Genomic DNA, 23,603 nt, shown 5'->3' with positions numbered 1-23,603 from the left:
GATCCGACGGACGCCCAGTGGGCGGTGGTGCGCTCCGTCCTGCCCGCGGCCAAGAACGGGCGCACGGGCCGACCGCGCACGCACGAGCTGCGCGAGGTCTGGAACGCGATCTTCTACCAGGCGCACAACGGCTGTACCTGGCGAGCACTGCCGCACGGTTTCCCGCCCTGGCCCACGGTCTGGCAGCACTTCCGACGCTGGAGAGACAGCGGCACGCTGGAACGTGTGCACGATGTCCTGCGAGAGAGGGTGCGCATCAAGGCAGGTCGAGAGCCGAGCCCTTCGGCGGCCGTGCTGGATAGCCAGTCGGTCCGCACCGCAGGCAAAAGGGGGGCTGCTGGGGCTACGATGCGGGCAAGCACATCACCGGGCGCAAGCGCTTCCTGCTCGTAGACACGCTTGGGCTCGTCCTGGTGGTCTTCGTCACCAGCGCTGGCGTGCAGGAAGCCCACGGCTCGGTACTCGTCTTCGGCCGCATCGGGTCACGCTATGCCCGGCTGCGCCTGGTGTGGGTCGATGGAGGGTATGCCTTCGACACCGCGAAGCGTGCTGCTGCGGCAGCCGGGCTGCATCTGGAGATTGTGCGCAAGCGGGACGGACAGAAGGGCTTTGAGCCCTTGCCACGCCGCTGGGTCGTGGAACGTACCTTCGCCTGGCTGATGCACTATCGTCGGCTGCGCTGTGACTACGAGACGCTTCCCGAGAGCAGCCGGGCCTGGGTTTGGATCGCGATGACGCACCTCATGGCTCGTCGGCTCCCCCGCTCCTAACACTTTGTTCACAGCCTCTAATCTTACAGTTGCACTTCAGGAGAGTGGTGGTGTAGCAGGATCCTGTTGATCCACCAGGATGTAGGAGTAGCTGGAGTGAAGCAGGACCGGAAGGAAGTGTGTGCCTGGGCGGCCGGACTGGGCGCGCTGCACGCGCGGGTAGGGCGACACTTCCGCCGCCCGGAGCCGCGGCAGCGGGTGAAGAGCTACGTGCAGGCTCTGCTTTCGGGTGTGGATCGCAAGAACGGCTGGCAGATCGCCGAGCACGTCGGCGAGTCTACGCCCTACGGCATCCAGCGCTTGATCGCCTCGGCACGCTGGGATGCCGATGCAGTGCGCGATGAGGTGCGCGCCTACGCGCTGGAGCACCTGGCGGATGAAGATGCGGTGCTGGTGCTGGATGAGACCGGCTTCCTGAAGAAGGGGACGAAGTCGGCTGGAGTGGCGCGGCAGTACAGCGGCACGGCGGGCAAGATCGAGAACTGCCAGATCGGGGTCTTCCTCGCCTACACCTCCTCGCGGGGGACCGCCCTGATCGATCGTGCCCTGTATCTGCCCAAGGAGTGGACCGGGGATGCGCAACGCAGGCGCGAAGCAGGGATTCCCGAGGCGGTTTCGTTTCAGACGAAGCCACAACAAGCGCGTGTGATGCTGGAGCGTGCTTTCGAGGCCGGAATCGAGGCCGCATGGGTCGTGGCGGACGAGGTCTACGGCCGAGACCGGCGGCTGCGGATGTACCTGGAGTCGCAGGCACAGCCGTTTGTGCTGGCTGTGGCGAAGAACGAGGTGCTCTGGTACGGCGGCATCCAGCAGGTGGCAGCGAAGAAGATCGCGGCGGGTCTGGAGGAGGGGGCCTGGCAGCGGCTCAGCGCAGGCGAGGGCGAAAAGGGACCGCGACTCTATAGATTGGGTCCGGGCGCCGCTCTTCCGGATGGCCGAGCCCGAGTGGGAGCACTGGCTGCTGGTGCGGCGCAGCCTGGAGGATCCGACCGAGCGGGCCTACTACGTCGTCTTCGCCCCGGCAGGCACTTCGCTGGAAGAACTCGTCCGCGTCGCAGGCCGACGGTGGACGATCGAGACCGCCTTCGAGGCTGCCAAGCAAGAGGTCGGGCTGGATGAGTATGAGGTGCGGAGCTGGGGTGGGTGGTACCGCCACATCACGCTCTCGCTCCTGGCGCATACCTTCCTCGTCGTCACACGCGCAAGAGCGCGTGCAGACGCCGGGCAAAGGGGGGGATCCATGCGCCAGGTCTGATCCCCTTGAGTGTGCCTGAGATCCGGCGTCTCCTGCGACGCATCGCCTGGAGTCAGTCCTTCGCAATGGCTGCGGTGCTGAAGTGGTCTACGTGGCGCCGCCGCCATCAGGCGCAAGCGAAAGCCTCCCACTATCGCAGGAGGCTACGCCGCATGGACTTGCAACTGCAACTGTAAGACTAAGAAGTCCCGCTCCTGGCGCAGCTGTTGGTTCTCCCTCCGCAGGCACCGGCCACCTCCTCTCCAGCCGAGAGCTTGCCATCGAGCACCCGAGACACCGCGGAAGGCAGGCGGTCCATAGCTCGCTCCTTCTTGGCGGAGGGGAGGTGAGCTCATGGGCAACTTGCCTGCCGCTCTTCGTCCAAATGGCTCAAAGGTCTAGATCACTAGCGACTCGCCCCCACCTCGGCGCTCCGCCCCGACGCGAGGGCCGGCGCGACCGCTCTCCCGCGCTCCACCTCGCGCCGGAGCCACCACCCGGCAAGCGCCGAGGTCGCGACTGCGAGCATCACCAGCGAGGTGTAAAGGGCCTCGCTCACGATCCCAGCGTCCAGGGCGACAGACGCCAGCACGATCCCCGGCCCGCCGCGGGCGTTCATGGCCACCGCCAGGTTGGCGGCGCTGCGCGGGGGCTCCCCCGCCCACCAGGCCCCCAGGTATGTACCCAGCAGCTTGACGCCGCACGCGAAGGCCAGGAAGGCGAGGAAGAACGACGGGTCGAAGGCGCCGAGAAAGTCGAGCCGTAGCCCCACCATGGCGAAGTAGAGCGGCACGGGAAAAGCGAGGGAGAACTCAACCACGGCCCGCTCGGCGGCCTCCCCGTCCTCCCCCTCCCGACTCGCAGCGATCCCGGCAGCAAGCGCCCCCAGCATGGGGGCGATCCCCAGGAACACAGCGGCGCTCGAAGCTGCAAGGAGCCAGAGGAGGAGGAGCGCCGTGCGGTTCGCGTCGCGGACGGCCGGCGCCCTCCGCAGCCGCATCAGCCAGGCGGGCGCGGGCCCCAGGAGGACGCCCAGGAAGGCCACCGTGGCGGCCACGTGGCAGGCCAGGGCGGCCGCGGAGCCCGGCTCCACCCCCAACCACTGCTGAAGCCCGCCTCCCCCGGAGTGGGCGCCGCCGGCCAGCGACACGGCGAGCGCCAGGAGGGCGTAGAGCAGGACGTCCTCCAGCACCGCGGCGGCGAGTACGATCCGCGCGAACGCCGTCCGCAGGATGCCCAGGTCGAGGAAGATCCGGGAGATCACCGGAACGCTCGTCACCGACACCGCCACCCCCAGGACCAGCAGGAGCGCCGGCTCGCTCTGCGCGGGCCCCAGGAGCCCCTCCGTCTCCACCCTCCCGGCCGCCGCGCCTGCGAGGAGGAGCGGCACGCCCACCCCGAGGGCGGTGATCCGCGCCGCCGTCCTCCTCTCCCCCGGGCCGAATACGGAGCGGACCTGCAGCCCCGAGCAGAACATCAGGAGCAGGAGGCCCAGCTCGTAGAGCGTCCCCAGCGCCACGCGAGCCTCGGCCGGGGCCACGAAGAGGGCCCGGTGAACCTCCGGCACTAGCGCGCCGAGCACCGTAGGCCCCAGCAGGACCCCGCCCGCGATCTCCCCGATCACTGTGGGCTGCCCCAGGCGCCGAAACACGGCTCCGACCACCAGCGCGGAGCCGAGCAGGAGGCCGGCCGCGGCGAGGAGGGCGCCCAGCGTCGCGGGGGAGAGCGACATCGACCGCTCCCTCCCTTACCACGGAATGGAGAAGGTCTTCACCCAGCTCATCCCCCGCATTGCCTCGACCACCCCTTCCTTCACCCCCAGGCCGGAGTCCTTGATCCCGCCGAAAGGCGCATTCTCGGTGCGGTAGCCAGGGACCTCGTTGACATTCACCATCCCGACGCGGAGCTCCTTGACCGCCTGCACGGCGCGGCCCAGGTCGCGGGTGACCACCCCGGCAGCGAGCCCGTAGCTCCCTGCGTTCGCCACCTGGACGGCGTCGTCCAGGCCGCGCACGGCGACAACCGGCGCCAGGGGGCCGAACGCCTCGCACGTCACCACCTCCGCGTCGCGCGGCACGTCCGCGATCACGGTGGGGGCGAGGAGGGCACCCCGCCGCTCGCCGCCCAGCAGCACCCTCGCTCCCGCCTCCGTGGCAGCGCACGTCGTCCGCTCCAGCCGGATCGCGGCCTCCTCGTCGATCACCGTCCCCACGTGGGTCGCGGGGTCGGCGGGGTCGCCCCAGGTGTACTCCCGCGCCTCCTCCACCAGCCGCACGGTGAACTCGTCCAGGACCGGCTCGTCGACCAGGATGCGCTTCACCGCGGTGCAGCGCTGACCCGAGTTGCGGAAACTCCCCTCGGCGGCCAGGTGGGCGGCGAGGGCCAGGTCGGCGTCGTCCAGCACGATCAGCGGGGCGACGTCGCCCAGCTCCAGGATCACCCGCTTGTACCCGGCCGCGCTGGCGATCCGCTTCCCCACCGCGGCGCTCCCGGTGAAGCTGAGCACCTCCACGCGGGGGTCGCGGACCAGGCGCTCCGCCACCTCGGTGATCGGGCCTACCAGCACGCTGAGCATCCAGGTGGGGAGCCCTGCCTCGTAGAGGAGCTCCGCGCAACGGACCGCGGTGAGCGGCGTCTTCTCCGAGGGCTTGAGCACCACGGGCGCGCCGACCGCCACGGCCGGGGCGAGCTTGTGCAGCACCTGGTTGAGGGGGTGGTTGAACGGGGTGATTGCGGCGACCAGCCGGTGGGGCTCGCGGACCGTGAAGGTCCTGCGCGCCTTCCCCTGCGGCGACACGTCGCCCGAGAACGCCTCCCCGTCGTCGCGGAGCGCCTCCACGGCGGCGAGCTGCAGCACGTCGGCCGCACGCCCTACCTCGTAGCGGGTGTCCCGGATGCACAGCCCCGACTCAGCGGTGATCAGCCGGGCGAACGCCTCCGCCCGCTCCAGCAGGAGGGATCGAGCCCGCACGAGTACGTCGAAGCGCTGCTGGCGGGAGAGGCGCTCCCCGCCGCGGAGCGCTGCGCCGATCGCCTGCTCCACCTCGCCCCCTCCCACGCCGGCGACGGTCCCCACCAGCGCTCCGCTGTAGGGGTCGTGGACCGGGATCCGCTCGCCCGTCCCCACCGGGCGTCCGGCAACGTAGCAGGGGAGGTGAAGCGCCGCGTCGGGCGCCGCGAGGAGCGGGGAGGAGGTGTGCACGGCTCAGGGCTCCACCGGGCGGATGCCGTTTAGGGTGAAGTCGAAGACATCAAAGTTGCGGGGGTCGGCGGACGCCTTCCAGGTGTACTCCGGGGTGAGCGGCCCGGATAGGAGGAGCGGGACCATCTCCTCGTAGCGCCCCCCATGCGAGCGGAGTCCCTCCCGCACCCCGGTCAGGTCGTGGTGCTCCGGCGCGCGCCCGAGCGCCACGTGGCGCCCCGAGAGCACCACCAGGTCGCCGATCCGGTCCGCGGGGAGCTCCAGCTTGCGGGCGGCGGTCGCGCGGTCGTGCACCTCGGTGATCCCGTCGACCTCCAGGAGCCGCCGTCGCGCCGCCTCCACGTCGGCGCCGGGGGGGAGGTGCACCACGGCGAAGGAGCCCAGCGCGCCGTGGTGGAGCACATACGGGTCCGTGATCGGGAGGATGATCCGGCACCCCGTGCCGAGCCCGTCTGAAAGCAGGCGCTCCAGATAGACGACGTTCGGCGTCCCGTCCTGATCGTGCTTAGCGTTCATCCCGTGGTCCGCCGTCATCCCCACCACCGCGCCCAGCTCCAGCAACCGGCCCAGCTCGAGGTCGACCGCCTGGTAGAAGTCTAGCACCTCCTGCGCCCCCGGGGGATAGCGGTGCTGGAGGGTGTCCGCTAGCGCCAGGAAGAGGAGGTCCGCCCTCCGCTCGCGGAGGAGCGCCACCCCGGCTCGCAGCACGAAGAGGCTGGCGTCCGCGCTGTAGATGGACGGGGTGGGCGCGCCCACCAGCCGCTCCACCTCCCCTATCCCGTGCGTGTCCTCGCGCGCGTCCCCGGCCCGCTCCGCCGAGAAGGCGATCCCCCGCAACCCGGCCGAGAGGAGGTCGCGGAGCTTGTCCTTGGCAGTGACCATCGCCACCCGGCGCCCCGCGCGGGCGGCGGCCGCCAGGATCGTCTCCGCGCGGAGGTATGACGCGGAGTTCATCATCACTGCCTCATCCGTGGCCGGGTCCAGAAAGAAGTTCCCCGAGATACCGTGCACCGAGGGGGGCACACCGGTGACGAGCGAGGCGACGTTGACGTTGGTGAAGCTCGGCAGGGCGCTCCGTGCCAGCCCGCGGTAGGCGTGCCGGGCCAGCATCCGCCCCAGGTGCGGCATCCGGCCGAGCACCAGCGCGGAACTGAGATACTCGTCGGCGCACCCGTCCAGGCAGACCACCACCACCGGACGCGGCGGCGAAGCGTACCGGCGGCCGTTCGCGGTGAACGGCTCCGCGGCGATCCTCATCGGCGGCTATCGCCGGGAAAGGTGAACGTCCCGCCCGGCGGGCGTGCGCGCCGGGCGGACGGAGCGGACCCCGGGACGCAGCGCTACGATCGGGTCCACCCGGGAGGCTCGCAGGGCGGGGACCAGCCCCGCGGCCAGGCTGACCAGGAGGAAGATGGCCGAGGTCGCGACCACGCTCGCCAGGTTCACCCGTCCGAGCCCCACCATCACGCTCTCCAGCAGCCGGTTCACCGCCATCGCCCCTATCACGCCCACGATCAATCCCGCGAGGGTAAGGCGCAGCGTCCAGCCGAGGACCAACCCTACGATCTGTCCCTGGCGCGCGCCGACCGCCGAGCGGATCCCGATCTCCTGCGTCCTCCGCGCGATGCTGTACGCGACCACGCTGTAGACGCCCACCGCGCCCAGCACCACCCCGATGAGGGCGAGGATCCCCATGGCCACGCTGGTGAAGCGCTCGCGGGCGCTGAAGCTGGCCACGCGCTCCCGCAGGGTGGAGGCGTTGTAGACCGGGAGGGCGGGGTCGATCGCCGCGATGGCGCGGCGCACCGGAGAGAGCACCTCCGTGGGGTCGCCGCGCGTCTCCAGCACGAAGGTCATGTCGGTGAACTTGTGCTGCGTGTACGGGAGGTACCAGGCCGGCCCCACCTCGCTGGCGAGCTCGGAGTCGCGCACGTTCCCCACCACCCCCACCACGGTCAGCCACGGCTTGTCGGAGTCGTACGCCCCGCGCTTCACCCGCTTCCCGATCGGGCTGGTCCCCGGCCAGTACTGGCGGGCGAAGGCCTCGCTGACCACCGCGACGCCGGGGGCGTCGGCGTGGTCCGCGGCGCTCAGGGTGCGCCCCTCCAGCAGCGGGATCCCCATCGCCTCCAGGAACCCGGGCGACACCCGGTGCAGGATGGCACGCGTGACGTCCTGCTCGCTGGCGGGGGAGCGGCCCTCCACCGAGAAGGCCGAGGCCGTGGGGTTCTCGCCCAGCGGCAGGTAGCTGGAGGCAGCGGCCCGCGACACCCCGGGGATCTCCCCGAGCGACTCCAGGGCCCGCTGGACGAACTGGTTGCGCTGGTGCTCCTCCGGGTACATCCCCTCGCTGAGGGAGACGTCGAAGATGAGCCGGTCGTCGGAGCGGAACCCGAAGTCCACCTGCTGCAGGCGCTCGAACGCCTGCACTGCGAGGGTGGCGTTGATCACCAGCACGACGGCCAGGGCCACCTCCGATACCACCAGCGCACCCTGCAGGTGGCGCCCCTTGCGTCCCGTGCTGGCCTGTGTCCCTCCGTCCTCCTTGAGCGGGGACACCAGGTTGCCGGAGGTCCCCCGCACTGCGGGGACCACACCGAAAACGACGCCGCACGCCAGCGTCACCGCCAGGGTGAACGCTAGCACCGTCCCGTCCACGCCGATCTCCCGGAAGGCCGGCAGCTCCACGGGGCTCAGCGCCACCAGCAGCGGGAGCCCGATGCGCGCCAGGGCCACCCCCAGAACCCCCGAGGCCAGTGCGAGCACCACCCCCTCGCCCAGGAGCTGCCGCGCCAGCCTGCCGCGGGTGGCGCCCAGCGCGGAGCGCACGGCCATCTCTCGGCTGCGCTCGATGGCGCGGGACAGGAGGAGGTTGGCGGCGTTAACGCAGGCGATCAGAAGGACCAGCGCCACCGCCAAGGCAAGGAGGGAGAGAGACGGCCGGAGGTCGCCGACGAACTGCTCGCGCAGCGTGACAACGTCCACCCGCCACCCACCGTTGCTCGCGGGGTTCGTCCGGGCGAGCGAGGCGGCCACCGCCGCCATCTCCGCCTCGGCGCGCTCCACCGACACGCCGGGCTTGAGCCGCGCCACCGCCATCAGGTAGTGCTTGGTCCTGCGCTCGGTGTCGTGCCCGGAGAGGGCCAGCGGCACCCACAGCTCGGCTTCGCGGGGGAAGCGCAGGTCCCGCGGGAGGACCCCGACCACGGTGTGCGGGGCCCCGTTGAGCGTGACGGCGCGGCCGAGGACCCCCGGGTCCCCGCCGAAGCGCCGCTGCCAGAGGCCGTGGCTCAGCACAACCACGCGCTCGCCGCCGGGGGCGTCCTCCTGCGGGAGGAAGCCGCGGCCCAGGACAGGGGTGGCGCCCAGCACCCCGAAGACGTTCGCCGAGACAGCCGCCCCGGAGTAGCGCTCCGCCTCGCCGACCCCGCTGAGCGAGTAGTTCCCGGGCTCGACGGCGGCGATCCCGGTGAAGGACCTGCTCTGCTCCTGCCAACCCTGCAGGCTCACCGGGGTGGCGAAGAACGGGCCTCCCTCGGTCGCTCCCTCCTGGCTCTCCCAGAGCATCACCAGGCGCTCGTGCCCGGGGAATGGGAGGGGGCGCAGGGACACGCCGTAGATCACGCTGAAGACCGCCACGCTCGCTCCGATCGCCAGGGCCATGGAGACGAGGACGGGCACGACCACCCGTGGGGCGCGCAGCAGCTGGCGAAGGGGACTCCGGAGGTCCGGGTACATGGGACTCATCTCCTGTCGCGGTCCCGGTCTCAGGCGACGGGGGCGGCGGCCGGCCGCGCCCGCAGCCGCTCCGCCTCCCCGGCTTCGGAACGGCGGTTCTCGAGGAACGCCGCCAGGTTGCGGAGGTGGTGCGGGTTGTCCGGGTCAGCATCGACTGCGCGCCGGTACATCCGCTCAGCCCCGTCGGCGTCGCCGCGGACGTGCTCCAGGAACACGGCGAAGTTCCCCAGGTTGCGCGCGTTGTCGGGCTCCACCTCCAGGGCGCGGCGGTAGTACGCCTCCGCGCCATCGTGGTCCTGCCGCGCGTTCTTGAGGAACAGCGCGTAGTTGCCGAGGTTCTTGGCGTGCCGGGGGTTGGCCTTGATCGCGCGGCGGTAGAGCGCCTCCGCGCCGTCCAGGTCGCCTCGCACGCTCCTGAGGAAGATGGCGTAGTTCCCTAGCGCCTCGGCGTGGTCGGGGCGGACCTCCAGGGCCCGGCGGTAGTACTCCTCCGCGCGGTCGTGGTCGGCCCGGACGTTCTGTAGGAAGACCGCATACGTCCCTAGCGAACGGGGGTGCCGGGGCTCGGCCTCGATCGCGCGCAGGTAGAGCGGCTCCGCCTCCTCCGGGCAGCCGACCACGTTCTCCAGGAAGAGCCCGAAGTTGGTCAGCGTCCGGGCGTAGCGGCGGCCCATCCGAATCGGCGCGCCGGCCTCCGCCTTGGCGTCGTCGAACACCCAGTGGATGCGGTCGGTCCAGATCGCCAGGTGCCGGAGGGTGGTGGCGTGCTCCGGGTAGCGGTCGGAGAGCTCCACCAGGGCCACGGGGTCGTCGTAGCCGTCCAGGTAGCCGAAGCGCCGCATGGCCGGGAGCTCGGAGAGGACGATCAGGTGCTCCAGGTCCGGGGTCAGCTCGGGTGTCGCGCGGGTGCCGTTGACACGGGGAGTGGCGCGCAGCGCCGCCTCGTCGAACTCCTCCCCGGCCATGCGGAGCGCGCGGACCAGATCGTCGGCGAGCGACTCCTGCCGCCCCACGAAGTGGACCGGGTCGTCCGCCTGGCCGGCGTAGCGCGCGTAAGTGTCGGAGACCACGCCGGGGATGCGGGTCGCGGCGTTCCGCACGAACCCGCGGAAGGTGTCGCTCGCGCAGGTGCGGTCCAGCAGCAGGTGCGGCCGCCAGCCGTTCTTTTCCATCCGGTAGACGAAATATGAGCCGTACCAGGTCAGCGGGTTGCGCACGAAGCACGCGATAAAGCGGAAGCCACGCCCGTGCACCCCCAGGTCGCCGTGCCCGCGCCACTCCGGCGGGCCGACCTGCTCGCTGGGCACTCCGGCCCGCGCCACGGCTTCCCTCAGCCACTTGCTCCCCGTCTTGGGGACCTCCAGGAGGATCGAGTCGGTTCTCGGCAGGTAGATCGCCACGGCGGTCTCCGGGGTGCGGAGTGTGAGTGGAAAGGGATCCGGGCTATTATGCGGGGACTGCCCGCGCTGGCGCGGAACGGCGCAGCCAGGCGGAGAACCGCTCGGCAATCCGCTCCGGAGGGTCGCCCACCCGCGCGGTGGCTGGCCCGCGCTCCACCTTGACGACCAGCACCCGGGGGTGGGCCGCCGGGCGGTCGTCCGTCAGGAACGCCGCGACCTCCGCGGGGTCGCGCGCCACCGCGGTCGGGAGCCCCGCCGCCCGGGCGAGCTCCTCCAGGCGGAAGCCGTCGGGCTGGCTGGGCTGTCCGCCCGTGGACTCGTAGCAGCCGTTGTCGAACACCAGCAGCCGCAACGTCGGGGGGCCGTAGCGCCGGAGGCTCGCCAGGGTACCCAGGTTCATCAGCAGCGACCCGTCGCCCTCCAATGCGGTCACCCGGAGGTGCGGACAGCCTAGCGCGACCCCCAGCGCCAGGGGGGCCACGCTCCCCATCGACCCCATGCAGTAGAACGCCCGCTCCCGCAGTCCCTCGGTGAGTTCGTACAGGTCGCGGCTGAGATAGCCCAGGGCTGACACGAGGCAGTCGTGTTCCTGGAGGCTATCCACCACCTGCCGCAGGACGGCGCGCCGGTCGAGCATGGCGCTCACTCCTTGCCGCGTAGCTCGACAACCAGCCAACGGCTCCGGCGATCGAGCGCCTCCACGAAGCGCTCGACCCCGGACTCCGCACGCAGGTCGAGGCGGGTGCACCCGATCGCCTGCAGGGCGGCGCCGGTCCCCCTCGCGCTCGCCCGCTGAACGGGGTTGGGGTCCTCCGTGGTGCGGTCGCACACCAGGATCGGGAAGTAGATCCCGTACGCGTCGGCGAGAGTGAAGACCGCGTTCAGCGAGTTCCCCACCCCCGACTGTTGCATCAGCACGAGCGGGCGCTCCCCCGCCAGCGCCAGCCCCGCCGCGACCGCCACCGCCTCCTCCTCGCGGGTGGCATAGAGGCACCGACCGCGCTCCCCGTAGCGGTCGAAGAGCCGCGCCATCCCCGACACCGGGACGGTGAGGAGCCATCCGATCCCGGCGGCGTCCAGCGCCTCCGCCAGCGCTTCCCCCATATCGGACATCAAGCCTGTGTTTCCCAAGGTGTCCCGCCCGCGCGCCGGTCAGCGATCCGCCGCCGTCAGGCCGGTGAGGTCGAATACGTGATTCATGGAGACCAGCCGCGAGGCGACCTGCGCTGGATCCCCGGTGGTGCGGAGCACGCACAGCACCTCCTCCATGCTCTGGACGCTGGCCCGCAGCGCTTGGTTGGCGTAGATGACCATACGGAAGCCCAGCTCCGCCAGGTTGGAGAAGCGCACCTCCGGGGCCAGCGTAGGGATGACGATCAGCGGGCTCGGCCCGTCCCACGCCGCCACCATCCTCTCGTACTCGTCCAGCCGACCGTACTTGGAGTGCAGTAGGACCAGGTCCGCGCCGCTGTCCGCGTAGGCGCGGCCGCGCCGTACCGCCTTCTCCAGCGGCTCGCCCTGGATCAGGCTCTCGGTGCGGGCGATGACCACCGCCTCGGGCGCCGCCTGGTGGACGGCGTCCAGCTTCCGCCGGAAGTGGTCGATGGGGACGAGCGAGTTGCGACGCTCCTCGCAGAAGCTGTTAGACTTGGGGTAGACATTGTCCTCAATGCAGATCCCCTGCGCGCCGCGGTCCACTAGGTGCCGGACCAGGCGCCGGGTGGTGGGGAGGGAGCCGTACCCCTCGTCGCAGTCCACGATCACCGGGACGGAGGTGCCGTCCACCATTTCACCTACGCGCTCCACCAGCTCGGTGGTCGACATCACGTTCAGGTCCGGGAGCCCCAGCGAGGCGGAGATGCTGAAGCCGCCGGCCCAGACCGCGTCGTACCCGGCGCGCTCCACCAGCCTCGCGCTGAGCCCGTCGAAGGCACCCCCCACGCTCAGGCAGGTGCCGGTGGAGAGTGCCACCCGCAGGCTCTGCAGCGGGCCCGGCGCGGGGCGCGCCCCGACGTCCGCGATGCGGATCGCTTCGGCGGGGAGCGCCGGGGACGCGAGCCCCTCGGCGGCGGGGCGTTCTGTTGTGTTCACGCGGGACTCCGTTGACGAGGTTTACGGCTGTGACAGCGCCTCATGCGCTGGCTCCTGCGACCCGGGCCTGGCTCTCCAGAAGCTCGGCGTACCGGCCACCCGCCGCGGTCAGCGACAGGTGATCCCCCTCCTCCACGATCCTCCCGGCCTCCATCACCAGGATGCGATCGGCCTCTCGAATGGTGCTGAGGCGGTGCGCGACCACGATCCGCGAGCAGCGTAGCGACGCGAGAGCCCGCTGCACCTTGCGCTCGGTGACGGAGTCGAGCGCGCTGGTCGCCTCGTCCAGGGCCAGCACCTTCGGGCGGGTCAGCAGGGCCCGGGCGATGGCGAGGCGCTGCCGGGTCCCGCCCGAGAGCGACGCCCCGCGGTCCGCCACCGGGGTGTCGTAGCCCATGGGCATCCTCATGATCACCTCGTGGACGTGCGCGGCCCGGGCGGCGGCCACCACCGCGTCGAGGTCGGCCCCGGGGTCGGCCAGGGCGATGTTCTCGCGGATCGTGGTCCCGAAGATGAATGGGTCCTGGAGGACTACCCCGACCTGGCTGCGCACCGCGTGCAGGTCGAGGCTGGCCAGGTCGGCCCCGTCGTAGAGCACGCGGCCCGCACTGGGGGCGTAGAGCCCCAGGAGCAGCCCCACCATGGTGGACTTCCCCGCGCCCGAGGCCCCCACAATGGCCACGAACTCGCCCGGGTTCACCTCGAAGGAGACATCCGAGACCACGGGCGGGGCGAGCGGCCCGAAGCGGAAGGTCACCCCTTCCAGCGCCACCTGGCCGCCCAGCCGGACCACCCTGCGGCTCTCCTTCCCGTCCTCCTCGCGCGGCGTCTCCAGCACGTCGTTCAGCCGGTCCAGATAGGCGCCCAGGAGCTGCAGTTGGAAAGCGGTGGTGATGACCGCGGTGAGCGGCACCAGGAAACCTGCGGCCAGCGCGTAGAGGGCGAGCATGGTCCCCAGGCTCAACGCCCCGGTGAGCACCTGATGGGTGCCAAAGAGCAGCACCGCCAGCGGCGAGGCGACGGAGAGGGTCTCCAGCAGCGAGTTGACGTGCGCGTCCAGCCGGCCCCGGCGGAGGTTCACGTTCAGCACGTCCACGAACAGGTTCTCCCACCGCTCCACCGCCCGGTGCTCGGTGCCGCTCGCCTTGAGGGTGCCCACGGCGGCGAGCATCTCCACCTGGTAGCCGCGCGAACGTCCCTCGGCAGCGAGCGCCTGCGCCATGAGGTCCGCGCGCCGCCGCCGGGTGGCCAGGAAGACCGCGATCCGCAGCGCCGCCAACCCGAGCACCAGCAGCCCCATGCGCGGGTCGGCGATCAAAAGGAGCAGCAGGTAGATTCCGACCAGCGAGCCGTCCAGCAGCGCCGACAAGGCGCCGGCGGTCAGCATCTCGCGGATGGTGGCGTTGCTGGCGGTGCGCGTCAGCAGGTCCCCCGCCGAGCGCTCCGCGAAGAACGGGTAGGGGAGGGCCAGCAGGTGGCTGACGAACCCCCGCGTCAGTTCCGAGTCCAGACGCGTGCGCAGGTACACGAGGAGGTGCGCGCGGACCAGCGAGGCGAGGTACTGAAAAAGCACCAGGATGCCCGTCCCGACCGCCAGCAGCGTCGCCAGTCCCCAGTCGCGGCCGGGGATCACGCGGTCCACGATCAGCCCGGTCGCCACCGGGATTGCCAGCGCGATCACCTGGATGATCAGCGAAGCGGCGAAAAGGCGGTAGAACTCGCGCGAGTGCGTGAGCACCCGGCGCACGTATACCCCCACGCGGCTCGGCCCCCCGCCGCGCGGAGTGAACGACTGGTCGGGGTGGAAGGTGAGCGCGATCCCGGTGAAGGCGCGGCGCAGCTCATCGTCCGGGACGAAGCGCCGGCCATGGCTGGGGTCCACGATCTCCGCGCCGCCGGGCCGCCGCCGCTCCAGCACCACGAAGTGGTTGAACTCCCAGTGCAGGATGGAGCCGGGCTCCACGAACTCCAGCTCCTCTAGGGAGCGGACGCGGAGCCCGCGCCCCTGTAGGCCGTAAAGGCGCGCAGTGCGGAGCAGGCTGAGCGCGTCCACGCCATCGCGGGTGACGCCCGCGGCCGAACGCACCTCCTCGAACGGAACGTGCCTCCCGTGGTAGCGCAGCACCATGGCCAGGCATGCCGCCCCGCAGTCCGCGACGGCCATCTGCACGACCACCGGGACCGCGCGGCGGCGGAGCGGGTCCACCAGCGACGAGAGGAGCCGCGGGAGGCGCCGGCGGACGCGGAGCCCGGTCACGGGACGGAACCCGTGGAGGAGTGCGCGGGCGGGGGCCGGGAGGCCGGCTCCAGCCGCCAGCCGAGAGCCGCCGCCCCGGCCAGGGCGGCGACGAAGAGAGCCACCAGGAGCCAGAAGGCCCATCCCGCCCAGGCAGTGGAGAGGCGCAGCACCTCGCCGTGCCCGTTCCCGGCGACGTGGTGCTCGAGCGCCTCGGCGCGAAAGATCCCCGGGTTCACCGCCGGCTGGGCCGGGCCGGCGCGCCGCCGTGCGGCGCGGACAGCGAAGAGCTCGGCAGCGAGCCCGGCCTGCGCCGCCGCCAGCTCAACGATGGCCGCCTCCTCCGCCGTGAACGCCGCGGCCGGGGGGGAGCGGAAAACCGCGAGGGCGCCGCAGGTCCTCTCCCCGCGGCTCACGGGCACCACCAGTGCGGCCGGCGCGTCGTCCCGCCCCTGCGGGTCGTCGAGGGCGGGGAGCCAGCGCGGGTCCCGGGTCCCGGGCTCCATCGCAACGGTGCTCCCAGTCCGCACCGCGAACCCCGCGGCCCCCACGGCGGCGTGGTGCCACTCCTCCTCCGGCGCGTGCACCCCGACCCGCCGCAGCTCACCGCTCTCCGGCTCCAGCATCCAGAGGTGGACCCGGTCCACGCCGAGCAGCTCCCGCAGCTCCGCCTCCAGCGTCCCGGCGAGCTGCAGCAGGTCGCGCTCCCCCGCCAGGCGCCGCGCCAGTTCCAGCGCGCGGAGCCACCGCGCGGATGGGGCGGGCTCCGGCTCCATCTGCGTAGCCAGCGCCCTCAGGAGCGGCGCGAGGAGCTCGGGCGGGAGCGGCTCGGGGGTGGCGTACGCCACTACCCCCCGCCGGACCAGCGGCTCCACCGCGGGGGAGTGCGGGTCGAACCCCGACAGCACCAGGCGAGGGAGGTCGCGCGGGCTCCGGTCCATTAGGAGCACGGCGGCCGCCGGGGCGTGTTCGCCCAGGCACAGCAGGGAGACGTCGCCCGGCTCGCCTGGCGCGAAGGCGGCGGCAACTTCCGGCGTCGAGCGGAGCGAGACCGCCCCGGCGAGGCTGTCCCGGAGCGCCGCCTCGGTCTCCGGCGGATGACCGGCCAGCACCACCACGGGGAGCTGCGCCTCACCGCGCGGGCCGGCCGCCGGCCGGGGGTCGCCCCTGGTGGCAGCGGGGAGCGGGCTGTCGAGCACGCTCATGGGCATCCCGACAGCTGGGGCGCCGGGCGCGGGGGCATACGGGGCAAGCGGCACGTCGCGTAGAAAGGGTGAGCGATGCGGGCCGGGGACGAGGTCCCGTTCCGTGGATCGCAGGCTCTCCGACACTACCTATCAGTGGCAGTTACACGAGCGCGTAGCCCGAGCCGCCACGGACCTGGAGCAAGTCAACGGCGCTCACCGTCTCGGGCACGGCCAGGCGCGGGCTCTCGAGGATCTGGCGGGCCTCCTCGAGGCCGATCCCGGCCCTCTCCGCCAGCTCAGCGGTGAGGTTGGAGTGCTGCATGGCGCACCTCCGGTAATGAAGAGTGGAAGCGGAGCCGCATTACCACTGTAGGCGTCTTATGTATGATCTGTCAAGGAGAAATTTTGGAGCGGCACCTGGTCAGCCAGCATGGCCTGGCGCCTCCCGTCCGGAGCGTCTCGACGCCGGGCGCGGGACAGAGCCGTCGCGCAGGATCAAGCTACCTTCTCGGCGACGCAGAGATGAGGCTTGACGGCACAGCCGAAGTGAACGCAGGCGCGCCGCTCCAACTTGCCGAAGCCGATGAGTCCGTTGGGCTCGGCTGCTGCACGCCTGCCGTGCCTCCACTTCGGTTCGATCGGGTTCGCCATGGGCTCTTCGAGAGCAGCTAGCAGGCGACGATCTGCGCGTGGTGCAACGTGAAGGCGTCCGAGGAGTGAAGCCCCGTCTCGATCGCGCGCCGCTCTTCCGCCGCAAGTGCTCGTACATACTTGGGTTGCTTCATGCGTACGAAGCATACAACCCGAGCACCTGCATTGAAGCCGCACTAGGGGGCCTCGACCGCGAAACGGCGGCACTTGCCGCCCGGGCCGACGAGGCGTGGGACAGCCTCCAGCTCCAGCTCCACCTCTCCCAGCTGGCGGCGGAGCGACTCGCGCAGAGGGAGGTCGATTTCCGCGGCGGGGCCCGCGGCCACGAACCGGACCAGGAAGCGCGCGTCGCCCCGCTGGACGACCTGGAACCCGCGGACCGGAAGCGCGGTGAAGAGCGGCTCCAGGCGTCGCGGATCGAATCGCTCCTCCCGCGGCGTCCGGAACCAGCGCGCCTCGCGCCCGGGGAACTCCACGAGCGACGGCCCTGAGTAACCGCACGCGCAGGCCGCCTCCCGGAGCGTGCCGCAGTCCCCGGTGCGGTAGTGCACGAAGGGCATCCCCCAGTTCAGCTTGTTAGTGAGCACAAGCTCGCCGGTCCCCTCGCGCGCGAGGCGCCCGTCGTCCCCTAGCACCTCCAGCTCCACCCGGTCCCCGCGGAGGTGCAGCCCACAGCGGTGCGGGCACTCCGACGCCACCAGCCCGCCTTCGGTCGAGGCGTACGAGTCGAGCACCGCGCACCCGAACCACTCCTCCAGGCGGCGGCGGTCGTCCGGGAACAGGTTCTCGCCGGCGGTGATGAGAGTGAGCGGGCGGATCCGCGGAGTGCCGTCCAGGCGCTCCTCCACCTCCGCCAGATCTAGGAGGTAGGTGGGCTTTCCGTAGAGCATTGGGGGCGGCGCGGCCCGGAGCTCGCTCACCGCGGCGGCGTCCTCTTCAGCGCTACGGCCGACCACCAGCCGCCGGAACGAGGCGCCATGCAGTGAGATGACCGGGACCTCCGTCCGCAGCTGATGCGGCTTGTTGGTGACCAGCGTGATCCCCACCTCGCCGGGGCGCAGGGCGTCGCGGACGCGGTGGATGTCCGCGTACTCCCCGTAGATCGCGTCGTTGATGTGAAAGAAGGTAGGTTGGTCGAGGAGCACGGTGAGCGGGGTGCCCGTGGTCCCGCTGGTGGTGCGCGGGAGCAGGGGGGGCGCCCCCTCCGGCGGCTCGGCGCGGAACTCCGCGCGGCCCAGCACCCGCTCGGCGCGCCCAGTCAGGGGGAAGTCGTCGCTGGAGGGGGGCTGGCCGGACCCGAAAAGGCGTTGGTAATACGGGACGGCGCGGGCGACGTGCGCGAGGAACCGCTCGCGGCCGTCCTCCGCGGCGAGCAGCTGCATCCGCTCCGTCCAGTAGTCGTGGGCGCGCAACGATGCGAGAAGCTCCAGCGCGGTGTCGCGGGGAGTGGTCTGGTTCCTCTGCATGGGTCCGTTCCGCGGGCCAGGGGTGGCGCGCCGGGAGGGCGTGACGGGTGGGAGCCCCGGGAAGTGGGGGCCTCACGACATCCTGCGGTCACTGCATCCGGGGTTTACAGCACCGCGCCGGTGCCGTTGCCACCACGGACGTCGAGCAGGTCCTCCTCCGAGAGCACCTCGGGAACGGCGACGTCGTTGAGGATCTGCTTCGCCTCCTCGAGCGCGATCCCCGCCTTCTCCGCGAGCTCGGTCGTCAGGTTCCGCATGACACACCCTCCAGTAAAGAGTGAAAGTGAAAACCGCACCACCATGATACTCTTCCCGACAGGCACGGTCAAGGAAATCGATTCAGCTCGAACGCGCGCTTCGGATGTGACAGCTTACGGGGGGGGTCGTTGCTCCGGCCAGCACGGCGAGCACCCGCTCCTCCACCTCCACCGGAGGGGCCGAGATGCGCAGCCCGGCCGGCCAGTTGCGGGGATAGTGCCGCAGTTCGCGCACGGCTGCCACTTGGATCCCGTCCTTCCGCAGGGCGTCCGCCAGGACGTCCGCCTCCGGGTGCTCCACGCACACATAGTTGGCGGCGGAGGGCCAGACGCGCAGCCCCCCGCCCTCCGAGCCCAGCCGGGCTACGAGCCGGTCCCGCGCGGCCCGGGCCGAGTCGATGGAGCGGAGGACGGGCCCCGGGTCCCGGAGCAGGGCGCAGGCCACGCGCTGGCCCAGCTCCCCCACGTTGTAGGGGAGGAGGTAGTCGCGCTGCAGGCGGTGCGGCACCCGCGCCGACAGGGCGTATCCCACGCGCAGGTTCGCCATGCCCCACGCCTTGGAGAAGGTGCGGGTCAGGATCAGGTTCGGGTGCTCGGCGAGAATGTGGGCCAGCCCGGCCGGGGCGAACTCCACGTATGCCTCGTCCACCACCACCGGTCCCGGGGCCATCTCCAGCAGCGCCCGCACCTCCTCCTCCGGGAAGGCGTAGCCGAGCGGGTTGCGCGGGGAGGAGAGCACCACCAGCGAGTCAGAGCGGAGCGGGAGCGCCGCGAGCGCGGGGAGGAGGTCCGCAGGCTCCCGCACCTCCACCGCGCGGTACCGGCGCCCGTCGCGCTCGGCCACTAACCGGGCCATGTGGAAGTTGGGGACCACGTCCACGATCTCGTGCCCGGAATGGAAGCGGAGGACGGCTTCCAGCACCTGGCTGCTCCCCGCGCCCACCAGCACCCGGTCCGGATCCACCCCATGGCGGCCGGCGAGCGCCTCGGCGAGCGGCCGGGAGTCGATGGGTCCCTTGCGGGTGAAGTCGATCCGCTCCGCCTCCTGCACCGCGATCTCCTGGACGTACGCCTCGTCCAGGAACTGGTTCCCGGTCCAACTCAGGTCCCATTCGGCAGCGCACATGGACTCTCTCCGGTCATGGATCGTCGGGGGGCGTCCCGGGGGCGCCGAGTGGGGCTCCCCGAAACGTGGCGGAAAATCCCGGCCGACTCGGACCGCGAAAGCCCCGGGGCGTGCATGCGTCTCGGGGCCTTCGGGTCGGCGGGCGGGCTACTTGGTGTCGTGGACGCCGATCTTCTCCGGGACGTACCAGGGTGCGTCGCGCGCCGTCTCGTGGACCCGGTCGGCGACCCCGAGGACCAGGGCGAACAGCGCCATGCGGATCGGGATGCCGTTGTCGGTCTGCCGGAAGATCGCCAGCTCGGGGCGGTGGTTCAGGTCCTCGTCCAGCTCGCGCGCGCCGTGCCGGCTGTCGCGGGGGAGCGGGTGCATCAGGATCGTCCCCGGCTTGCAGTACTTCTCGTAGATGGCGTTGTTGAGGACGTAGTACCCCAGGAACTTGCCGGCCTCCTCCTCGGTGGTGAACCGCTCCTGCTGAAGCCGGGTGACGTAGACCACGTCCACGTCCGAGATCCCCTCGTGCATATCGGTGGTCTGGACCACCGCGTGTCCCCGGTTCCTGGCCTGCTCCACCAGCGCCTCGGGCATCTGCAGTTCCTGCGGCGCGATGAAGACGAAGTCGATGTTCTCGAAGAGCGACAGCAGCTTGGTCAGCGAGTGCACCGTACGGCCGTAGCGCAGGTCGCCCACCATCGCGACGCGGGTCCGGTCGAGCTGGTTGAGATCCCGTCCCAACTCCTTGCGGATAGTGTAGAGGTCCAAGAGAGCCTGCGTGGGGTGCTCGCCGGGGCCGTCGCCGCCGTTGATCACCGGGATATGCGTGGCCTCCGCGAACTCCCGGACCGCGCCCTCCACGGGGTGGCGCATCACCATCACGTCCACGTACCCGCCGACCACCCGGCTGGTGTCGTAGACGGACTCCCCTTTGGACATGGAGGAGAACTGGAAGCCTACGGTGTCGCGGACGGCGCCGCCGAGTCGGTCGAACGCCGCGCCGAAGCTGATGCGCGAGCGGGTGCTCGGTTCGAAGAAGAGGTTCCCCAGAGTCGCGCCCTCCAGGACGCGGGTGATCTTCTGCCGGCGCGCGTAGGGCTCCATTTCCCGCGCGGTCCGGAAGATGACGTCGATGTCCGAGCGGCTGAACTGGTCGATCGAGAGAATGTGGGAGCCCCGGAATTCCATAGCCAGTCGTCCGTTGGGGTGAGCATCGCGAAGGGCGCTCCCTGGCGGTCCGAACGATCCGGCGGCGCAGTTCGGGGTGGCGGGAGCGCGATATGTTAGCCCCCGCGTCCCCGGGGTGTCAAGCCGACCGCCTGGCGGCCGGGAGTGGCTCCACGGCAGACGGTCCGGCGGCGCTGGCAGCCGCCGGCAGGGGGAGACCGAGCACCCCACCCAGGGCGTCCCGCACCTGGTCCCGGTCCTCGGGGTCCACCACCAACGGGAGCTCCAGCCGCTGCGCTAGCGCGTGCTGGTTCTGCCGCATGCTGGCGACCACCACTCGCGTCATCCCCGAGCGGCCGAGGATCTCCAGTCCGGCGATCGCCCCCAGGGCGTCGTTGACCACGTACACCATGGGGGCGGCACGGCGGCCCGCGACCTCCACCGCGGTGGGGGCGCCCGCCTCCAGGAGGTCACCGCCCATCTCCACGAATACCACGTCGGCGCGGCGCGCGGCCGCGTCGACCAACTCTTCCAGCACGGAGCGGTAGGTGTCCGGGTCCAGGTTGTAGGTGGAGGGCCACCCGGCCTCCACGAAGTCCGTGACGTAGTGCGCGCCGGCGTCGGCGTAGCGCAGCAGGTCGCGGAGCCGGCCGGTGCCGCATGCCTTGATGGCGGCCACGCGCAACCCTGGGGCGTCCTGCCGGATGGCCTGGATCGCCTCGCACACGAATGTGGTCTTCCCCGCCTCGGCCGAGCTGCCGGTGACGAATACGGGTGCCCCGTCGGGAGCGCTCCCCTCCGGCGCCGGGGGCACGCACTGCCCCTCACGAAGGTTCGCCGCGACTCCACCCCCCAGCGAGAAGAAGCCGACCACCTCCATGGGAAGCGCTCGGCCGCCGTAGTACCTGGGGGTGAAGGTGACGGTGCCCAGGAGCCCCCCCACGGCCGCCAGCTCGACCACGTCCCCGGCGCAGAGCGGCCCCGCCGGGACAATCGAGACTAGGTTGGTCCCCGACTTGCGCGTGCCGAGCACCCCCACCACCACGTCGCCTTGGTACAACCGCACCTCGCGCCCGGAGGGGTCCTCCATCTGCCGGTACGCCCCCTCGCTGGAGAGGGCCCGCGCAATCACCAGGTCGCCCTCGCGCGGGCGGTCGATCACCGAAAGGACGGTTGCGTGCCGGAGGAGACGCTCACGGAACCCGGCGCTGCGGACGTTGGAGCACCACAGCTTGATGGGCAAGGGCATCTGGGATTCCCAGGCTGGAAGCGGAGGAGCGGGAGACAGCGGAAGCCGGGGGAGCCCGGCTTCCGCGACCCGTGGTCGGGCATGACCGCCGCGCCGGATCAGCCGACCGTGACGCTCCACAGCTCGCGCGGATTCAGTTTCCGCTCTCCATTCTCCTCGCGCGCGGACACGATGGACCGGCGACCGTGCCCGAAGCGGTTGTTGTCGACCAGCACCAGGTCCCCGCCGTCCATGGAGTAGCTGGCGCACACCGCGGGGTCGTTGGCGGCCTCGTAGAAGCGGGAAAGCGCGCCCATGTAGGCGTCGAAGTCGGGCACCTGCTCGCGGATGAGCTCCGTCTTCTGCATGATGTCCACCTTCAGGCGGACGCCCACGTCGTCGGCGTCCTCGGCGTCGTGAAGCGGGTAGATCAGGGGGAGGTCGGAGATCTCCTCTACCACGTTGTTGGCGGGGAAGCTGATCGGCGTCTGCGACAGGAGGGAGATGGCCGCCTCCGCCTGCTCTGGATCGCGGGAGCGCATCAGCCGCAGGACGTCGCGCCAGCGCACCATGATCGACTCGCCGTTGCTCCCCTCCGGCTCGTCGCGCCAGCCGGGCTCAACCATCAACATGGAGAAATACGGGGGGCGGTCCTTGCGCCAGGAGCGGGCGGAGTGCGCGTACAGCGGCCCGCCGCGCTCATGCACGAACTTGCCGCCCCCATCCCGTTCGATGTAGCGGACCTGGTTGATGCAGGGGTGCAGCTGATAGCTCTCCACTCCCGACTTGCTGCCGTAGTTGGGGAGCGGCTCACCGAAGCAGGAGAGAAAGCCGATGTAGGCGTCCGGCTGCGTTGGGAAGTTGCGAACGTAGACTGCGTGATGTGCGGGGAAGCGCTCCTTCGCCTCGGTGGCGATCTCCTCAACGGACTTCCCGGCCCCGTCGATCTCCGCCCCATATAGATCATCCTTGGTGACCGGACCGAAGGTGGGGGCCTGGGGAGTTGTAACAGCCACCATAGGTTCCTCCGGGAGCAGGGGGAGGTCTCCCGGAGCGGGAGTGCTACGGGGACATGAAGCAAATTATTCGCTCGGTTCCCGCCTTGTCAAGGAAATCTTCCGTGATCCTACAGTCGCAGTTGCAAGTCCATGCGGCGTAGCCTCCTGCGATAGTCGGAAGCTTTCGCTTGCTCCTGGTGGCGATACCGCCATGTAGACCACCTCAGCACCGCGACCACTGCGAAGGGCTTGCTCCAGGCGATCTGTCGCAGGAGACGCCGTTTTCAGGTAAACCGAGAGGGATCAGACCCGGAGCATGGAGCCCCCCCTTGTCTGCCGTCAGTACGCGTTCCTGCGCATGTGACGACGAGGAAGGTATGCGTCAGGAGCGAGAGTGTGATGTGGCAGTACCACCCACTCCAGCTCGGCACCTCATACTCGTCCAGCCCGCCCTCTTGCTTGGCGCCCTCGAAGGCGGGCCCGATCGTGCATCGGCGGCCTGCGATGCGGATGAGTTCCTCCAGCGAAGTGCCTGCCGGGGCGAAGGCGACGTAGTAGGCCCTCTCAGTCGGATCCTCCAGTTTACGCCGCACCAGCAGCCAGTGCTCCCACTCGGGCTCGGCCATCCGGAAGAGCGGCGCCCTAGTGGTCTGAGTTAGAGATTCTCTGGCAGAAGCGGGCAACACTTTGGAGAATCTCGTCGGCGGTCTTGGTCCAGATGAACGGCTTGGGGTGTTCGTTCGTGGCGCCGACGTAGCGATGAATCGCTTGCTCCAAGGCATCGATGCTGGGGTGAACCCCGCGCTTGAGCTGCTTGGACGTCAGGAGCGCGAACCAGACTTCGACCAGGTTGAGCCAGGA

At 70.8% G+C, this 23,603-nt stretch carries 21 protein-coding genes and 1 pseudogene; 3 read left to right on the top strand and 19 right to left on the bottom strand.

Going from position 1 to position 23,603, the window contains the following annotated elements:
- The 3 genes and pseudogenes from VGR37_24905 to VGR37_24895 all read left to right on the top strand — a co-directional run.
- Positions 1-393: transposase (locus VGR37_24905; GenBank protein ID HEV2150661.1), on the top strand; the 393-nt coding region annotated here is incomplete at its 5' end.
- Positions 363-770, top strand: a complete 408-nt coding sequence (locus tag VGR37_24900; GenBank protein ID HEV2150660.1) for a transposase — start codon at positions 363-365, stop codon at positions 768-770. The genes VGR37_24905 and VGR37_24900, both read left to right, overlap by 31 nt.
- A gap of 117 nt (positions 771-887) precedes the next feature.
- Positions 888-2,025 (top strand): annotated as a pseudogene (locus VGR37_24895) (IS701 family transposase).
- Positions 2,026-2,410: 385 nt separating this feature from the next.
- Here the strand turns inward: VGR37_24895 and VGR37_24890 are convergent.
- The 19 genes from VGR37_24890 to VGR37_24800 all read right to left on the bottom strand — a co-directional run.
- Positions 2,411-3,736 (bottom strand): cation:proton antiporter, encoded by a 1,326-nt coding sequence (locus VGR37_24890; protein HEV2150659.1) that lies wholly within the window; start codon positions 3,734-3,736, stop codon positions 2,411-2,413.
- Positions 3,737-3,751: 15 nt separating this feature from the next.
- Positions 3,752-5,206: an aldehyde dehydrogenase family protein gene (locus VGR37_24885; protein ID HEV2150658.1), complete on the bottom strand. Its 1,455-nt coding sequence runs from the start codon at positions 5,204-5,206 to the stop codon at positions 3,752-3,754.
- A 3-nt stretch (positions 5,207-5,209) separates the two neighbouring features.
- On the bottom strand, positions 5,210-6,463 hold the full coding sequence (gene phnA / locus VGR37_24880; protein ID HEV2150657.1) for a phosphonoacetate hydrolase: 1,254 nt from the start codon (positions 6,461-6,463) through the stop codon (positions 5,210-5,212).
- A gap of 6 nt (positions 6,464-6,469) precedes the next feature.
- Complete coding sequence (locus VGR37_24875; protein ID HEV2150656.1) at positions 6,470-8,944, bottom strand: ABC transporter permease; 2,475 nt, start codon at positions 8,942-8,944, stop codon at positions 6,470-6,472.
- A gap of 29 nt (positions 8,945-8,973) precedes the next feature.
- On the bottom strand, positions 8,974-10,344 hold the full coding sequence (locus VGR37_24870) for a tetratricopeptide repeat protein (GenBank protein ID HEV2150655.1): 1,371 nt from the start codon (positions 10,342-10,344) through the stop codon (positions 8,974-8,976).
- Positions 10,345-10,390: 46 nt separating this feature from the next.
- Entirely contained in the window at positions 10,391-10,981 is a 591-nt protein-coding gene (locus tag VGR37_24865) for a thiamine pyrophosphate-dependent enzyme (GenBank protein ID HEV2150654.1), read from the bottom strand.
- 5 nt (positions 10,982-10,986) lie between these two features.
- On the bottom strand, positions 10,987-11,457 hold the full coding sequence (locus VGR37_24860; protein HEV2150653.1) for a thiamine pyrophosphate-binding protein: 471 nt from the start codon (positions 11,455-11,457) through the stop codon (positions 10,987-10,989).
- A gap of 39 nt (positions 11,458-11,496) precedes the next feature.
- Positions 11,497-12,435, bottom strand: coding sequence for an isocitrate lyase/phosphoenolpyruvate mutase family protein (locus VGR37_24855; GenBank protein HEV2150652.1), 939 nt, complete (start codon positions 12,433-12,435; stop codon positions 11,497-11,499).
- Positions 12,436-12,475: 40 nt separating this feature from the next.
- Positions 12,476-14,692: a peptidase domain-containing ABC transporter gene (locus VGR37_24850; GenBank protein ID HEV2150651.1), complete on the bottom strand. Its 2,217-nt coding sequence runs from the start codon at positions 14,690-14,692 to the stop codon at positions 12,476-12,478.
- Positions 14,689-15,876, bottom strand: coding sequence for a GAF domain-containing protein (locus VGR37_24845; GenBank protein ID HEV2150650.1), 1,188 nt, complete (start codon positions 15,874-15,876; stop codon positions 14,689-14,691). The genes VGR37_24850 and VGR37_24845 overlap by 4 nt, the downstream gene beginning before the upstream one ends.
- A 142-nt stretch (positions 15,877-16,018) precedes the next feature.
- A complete protein-coding gene (locus VGR37_24840; GenBank protein ID HEV2150649.1) occupies positions 16,019-16,180 on the bottom strand; it encodes a hypothetical protein in 162 nt (53 codons plus the stop codon).
- 173 nt (positions 16,181-16,353) lie between these two features.
- The gene (locus VGR37_24835; GenBank protein ID HEV2150648.1) at positions 16,354-16,509 is read right to left on the bottom strand and encodes a hypothetical protein; all 156 of its coding nucleotides are present in this window, start codon (positions 16,507-16,509) and stop codon (positions 16,354-16,356) included.
- 176 nt (positions 16,510-16,685) lie between these two features.
- Positions 16,686-17,975 carry an AMP-binding protein gene (locus VGR37_24830; GenBank protein ID HEV2150647.1) on the bottom strand — a complete coding sequence of 430 codons (1,290 nt, stop codon included), beginning with the start codon at positions 17,973-17,975 and terminating at the stop codon, positions 16,686-16,688.
- Between the two features lie 104 nt (positions 17,976-18,079).
- The gene (locus VGR37_24825) at positions 18,080-18,232 is read right to left on the bottom strand and encodes a hypothetical protein (protein HEV2150646.1); all 153 of its coding nucleotides are present in this window, start codon (positions 18,230-18,232) and stop codon (positions 18,080-18,082) included.
- Between the two features lie 82 nt (positions 18,233-18,314).
- Complete coding sequence (locus VGR37_24820) at positions 18,315-19,358, bottom strand: histidinol-phosphate transaminase (protein ID HEV2150645.1); 1,044 nt, start codon at positions 19,356-19,358, stop codon at positions 18,315-18,317.
- A gap of 147 nt (positions 19,359-19,505) precedes the next feature.
- Positions 19,506-20,537 carry an aspartate carbamoyltransferase gene (gene pyrB, locus VGR37_24815; GenBank protein HEV2150644.1) on the bottom strand — a complete coding sequence of 344 codons (1,032 nt, stop codon included), beginning with the start codon at positions 20,535-20,537 and terminating at the stop codon, positions 19,506-19,508.
- 118 nt (positions 20,538-20,655) lie between these two features.
- Positions 20,656-21,765 carry a hypothetical protein gene (locus VGR37_24810; GenBank protein ID HEV2150643.1) on the bottom strand — a complete coding sequence of 370 codons (1,110 nt, stop codon included), beginning with the start codon at positions 21,763-21,765 and terminating at the stop codon, positions 20,656-20,658.
- A 98-nt stretch (positions 21,766-21,863) separates the two neighbouring features.
- Entirely contained in the window at positions 21,864-22,763 is a 900-nt protein-coding gene (locus VGR37_24805) for a TauD/TfdA family dioxygenase (protein ID HEV2150642.1), read from the bottom strand.
- A 621-nt stretch (positions 22,764-23,384) separates the two neighbouring features.
- Positions 23,385-23,603: IS630 family transposase (locus VGR37_24800; GenBank protein HEV2150641.1), on the bottom strand; the 219-nt coding region annotated here is incomplete at its 5' end.

This window comes from Longimicrobiaceae bacterium, assembly GCA_035936415.1.
In the GTDB taxonomy this organism is placed as follows: Bacteria; Gemmatimonadota; Gemmatimonadetes; order Longimicrobiales; family Longimicrobiaceae; genus JAFAYN01.
This window is presented reverse-complemented; position numbering and strand designations above follow the sequence as displayed.

Excerpts from the sequence above, each read along its gene's own strand:
- VGR37_24830 (HEV2150647.1), bottom strand. The coding sequence starts at position 17,975 with ATGCAGAGGAACCAGACCACTCCCCGCGACACCGCGCTGGAGCTTCTC.
- phnA (HEV2150657.1), bottom strand. The coding sequence starts at position 6,463 with ATGAGGATCGCCGCGGAGCCGTTCACCGCGAACGGCCGCCGGTACGCT.
- VGR37_24810 (HEV2150643.1), bottom strand. The coding sequence starts at position 21,765 with ATGCCCTTGCCCATCAAGCTGTGGTGCTCCAACGTCCGCAGCGCCGGG.
- VGR37_24840 (HEV2150649.1), bottom strand. The coding sequence starts at position 16,180 with ATGCAGCACTCCAACCTCACCGCTGAGCTGGCGGAGAGGGCCGGGATC.
- VGR37_24835 (HEV2150648.1), bottom strand. The coding sequence starts at position 16,509 with ATGGCGAACCCGATCGAACCGAAGTGGAGGCACGGCAGGCGTGCAGCA.
- VGR37_24820 (HEV2150645.1), bottom strand. The coding sequence starts at position 19,358 with ATGTGCGCTGCCGAATGGGACCTGAGTTGGACCGGGAACCAGTTCCTG.
- VGR37_24825 (HEV2150646.1), bottom strand. The coding sequence starts at position 18,232 with ATGCGGAACCTGACGACCGAGCTCGCGGAGAAGGCGGGGATCGCGCTC.
- VGR37_24860 (HEV2150653.1), bottom strand. The coding sequence starts at position 11,457 with ATGTCCGATATGGGGGAAGCGCTGGCGGAGGCGCTGGACGCCGCCGGG.
- VGR37_24805 (HEV2150642.1), bottom strand. The coding sequence starts at position 22,763 with ATGGTGGCTGTTACAACTCCCCAGGCCCCCACCTTCGGTCCGGTCACC.
- VGR37_24890 (HEV2150659.1), bottom strand. The coding sequence starts at position 3,736 with ATGTCGCTCTCCCCCGCGACGCTGGGCGCCCTCCTCGCCGCGGCCGGC.
- VGR37_24875 (HEV2150656.1), bottom strand. The coding sequence starts at position 8,944 with ATGTACCCGGACCTCCGGAGTCCCCTTCGCCAGCTGCTGCGCGCCCCA.
- VGR37_24865 (HEV2150654.1), bottom strand. The coding sequence starts at position 10,981 with ATGCTCGACCGGCGCGCCGTCCTGCGGCAGGTGGTGGATAGCCTCCAG.
- pyrB (HEV2150644.1), bottom strand. The coding sequence starts at position 20,537 with ATGGAATTCCGGGGCTCCCACATTCTCTCGATCGACCAGTTCAGCCGC.
- VGR37_24845 (HEV2150650.1), bottom strand. The coding sequence starts at position 15,876 with ATGAGCGTGCTCGACAGCCCGCTCCCCGCTGCCACCAGGGGCGACCCC.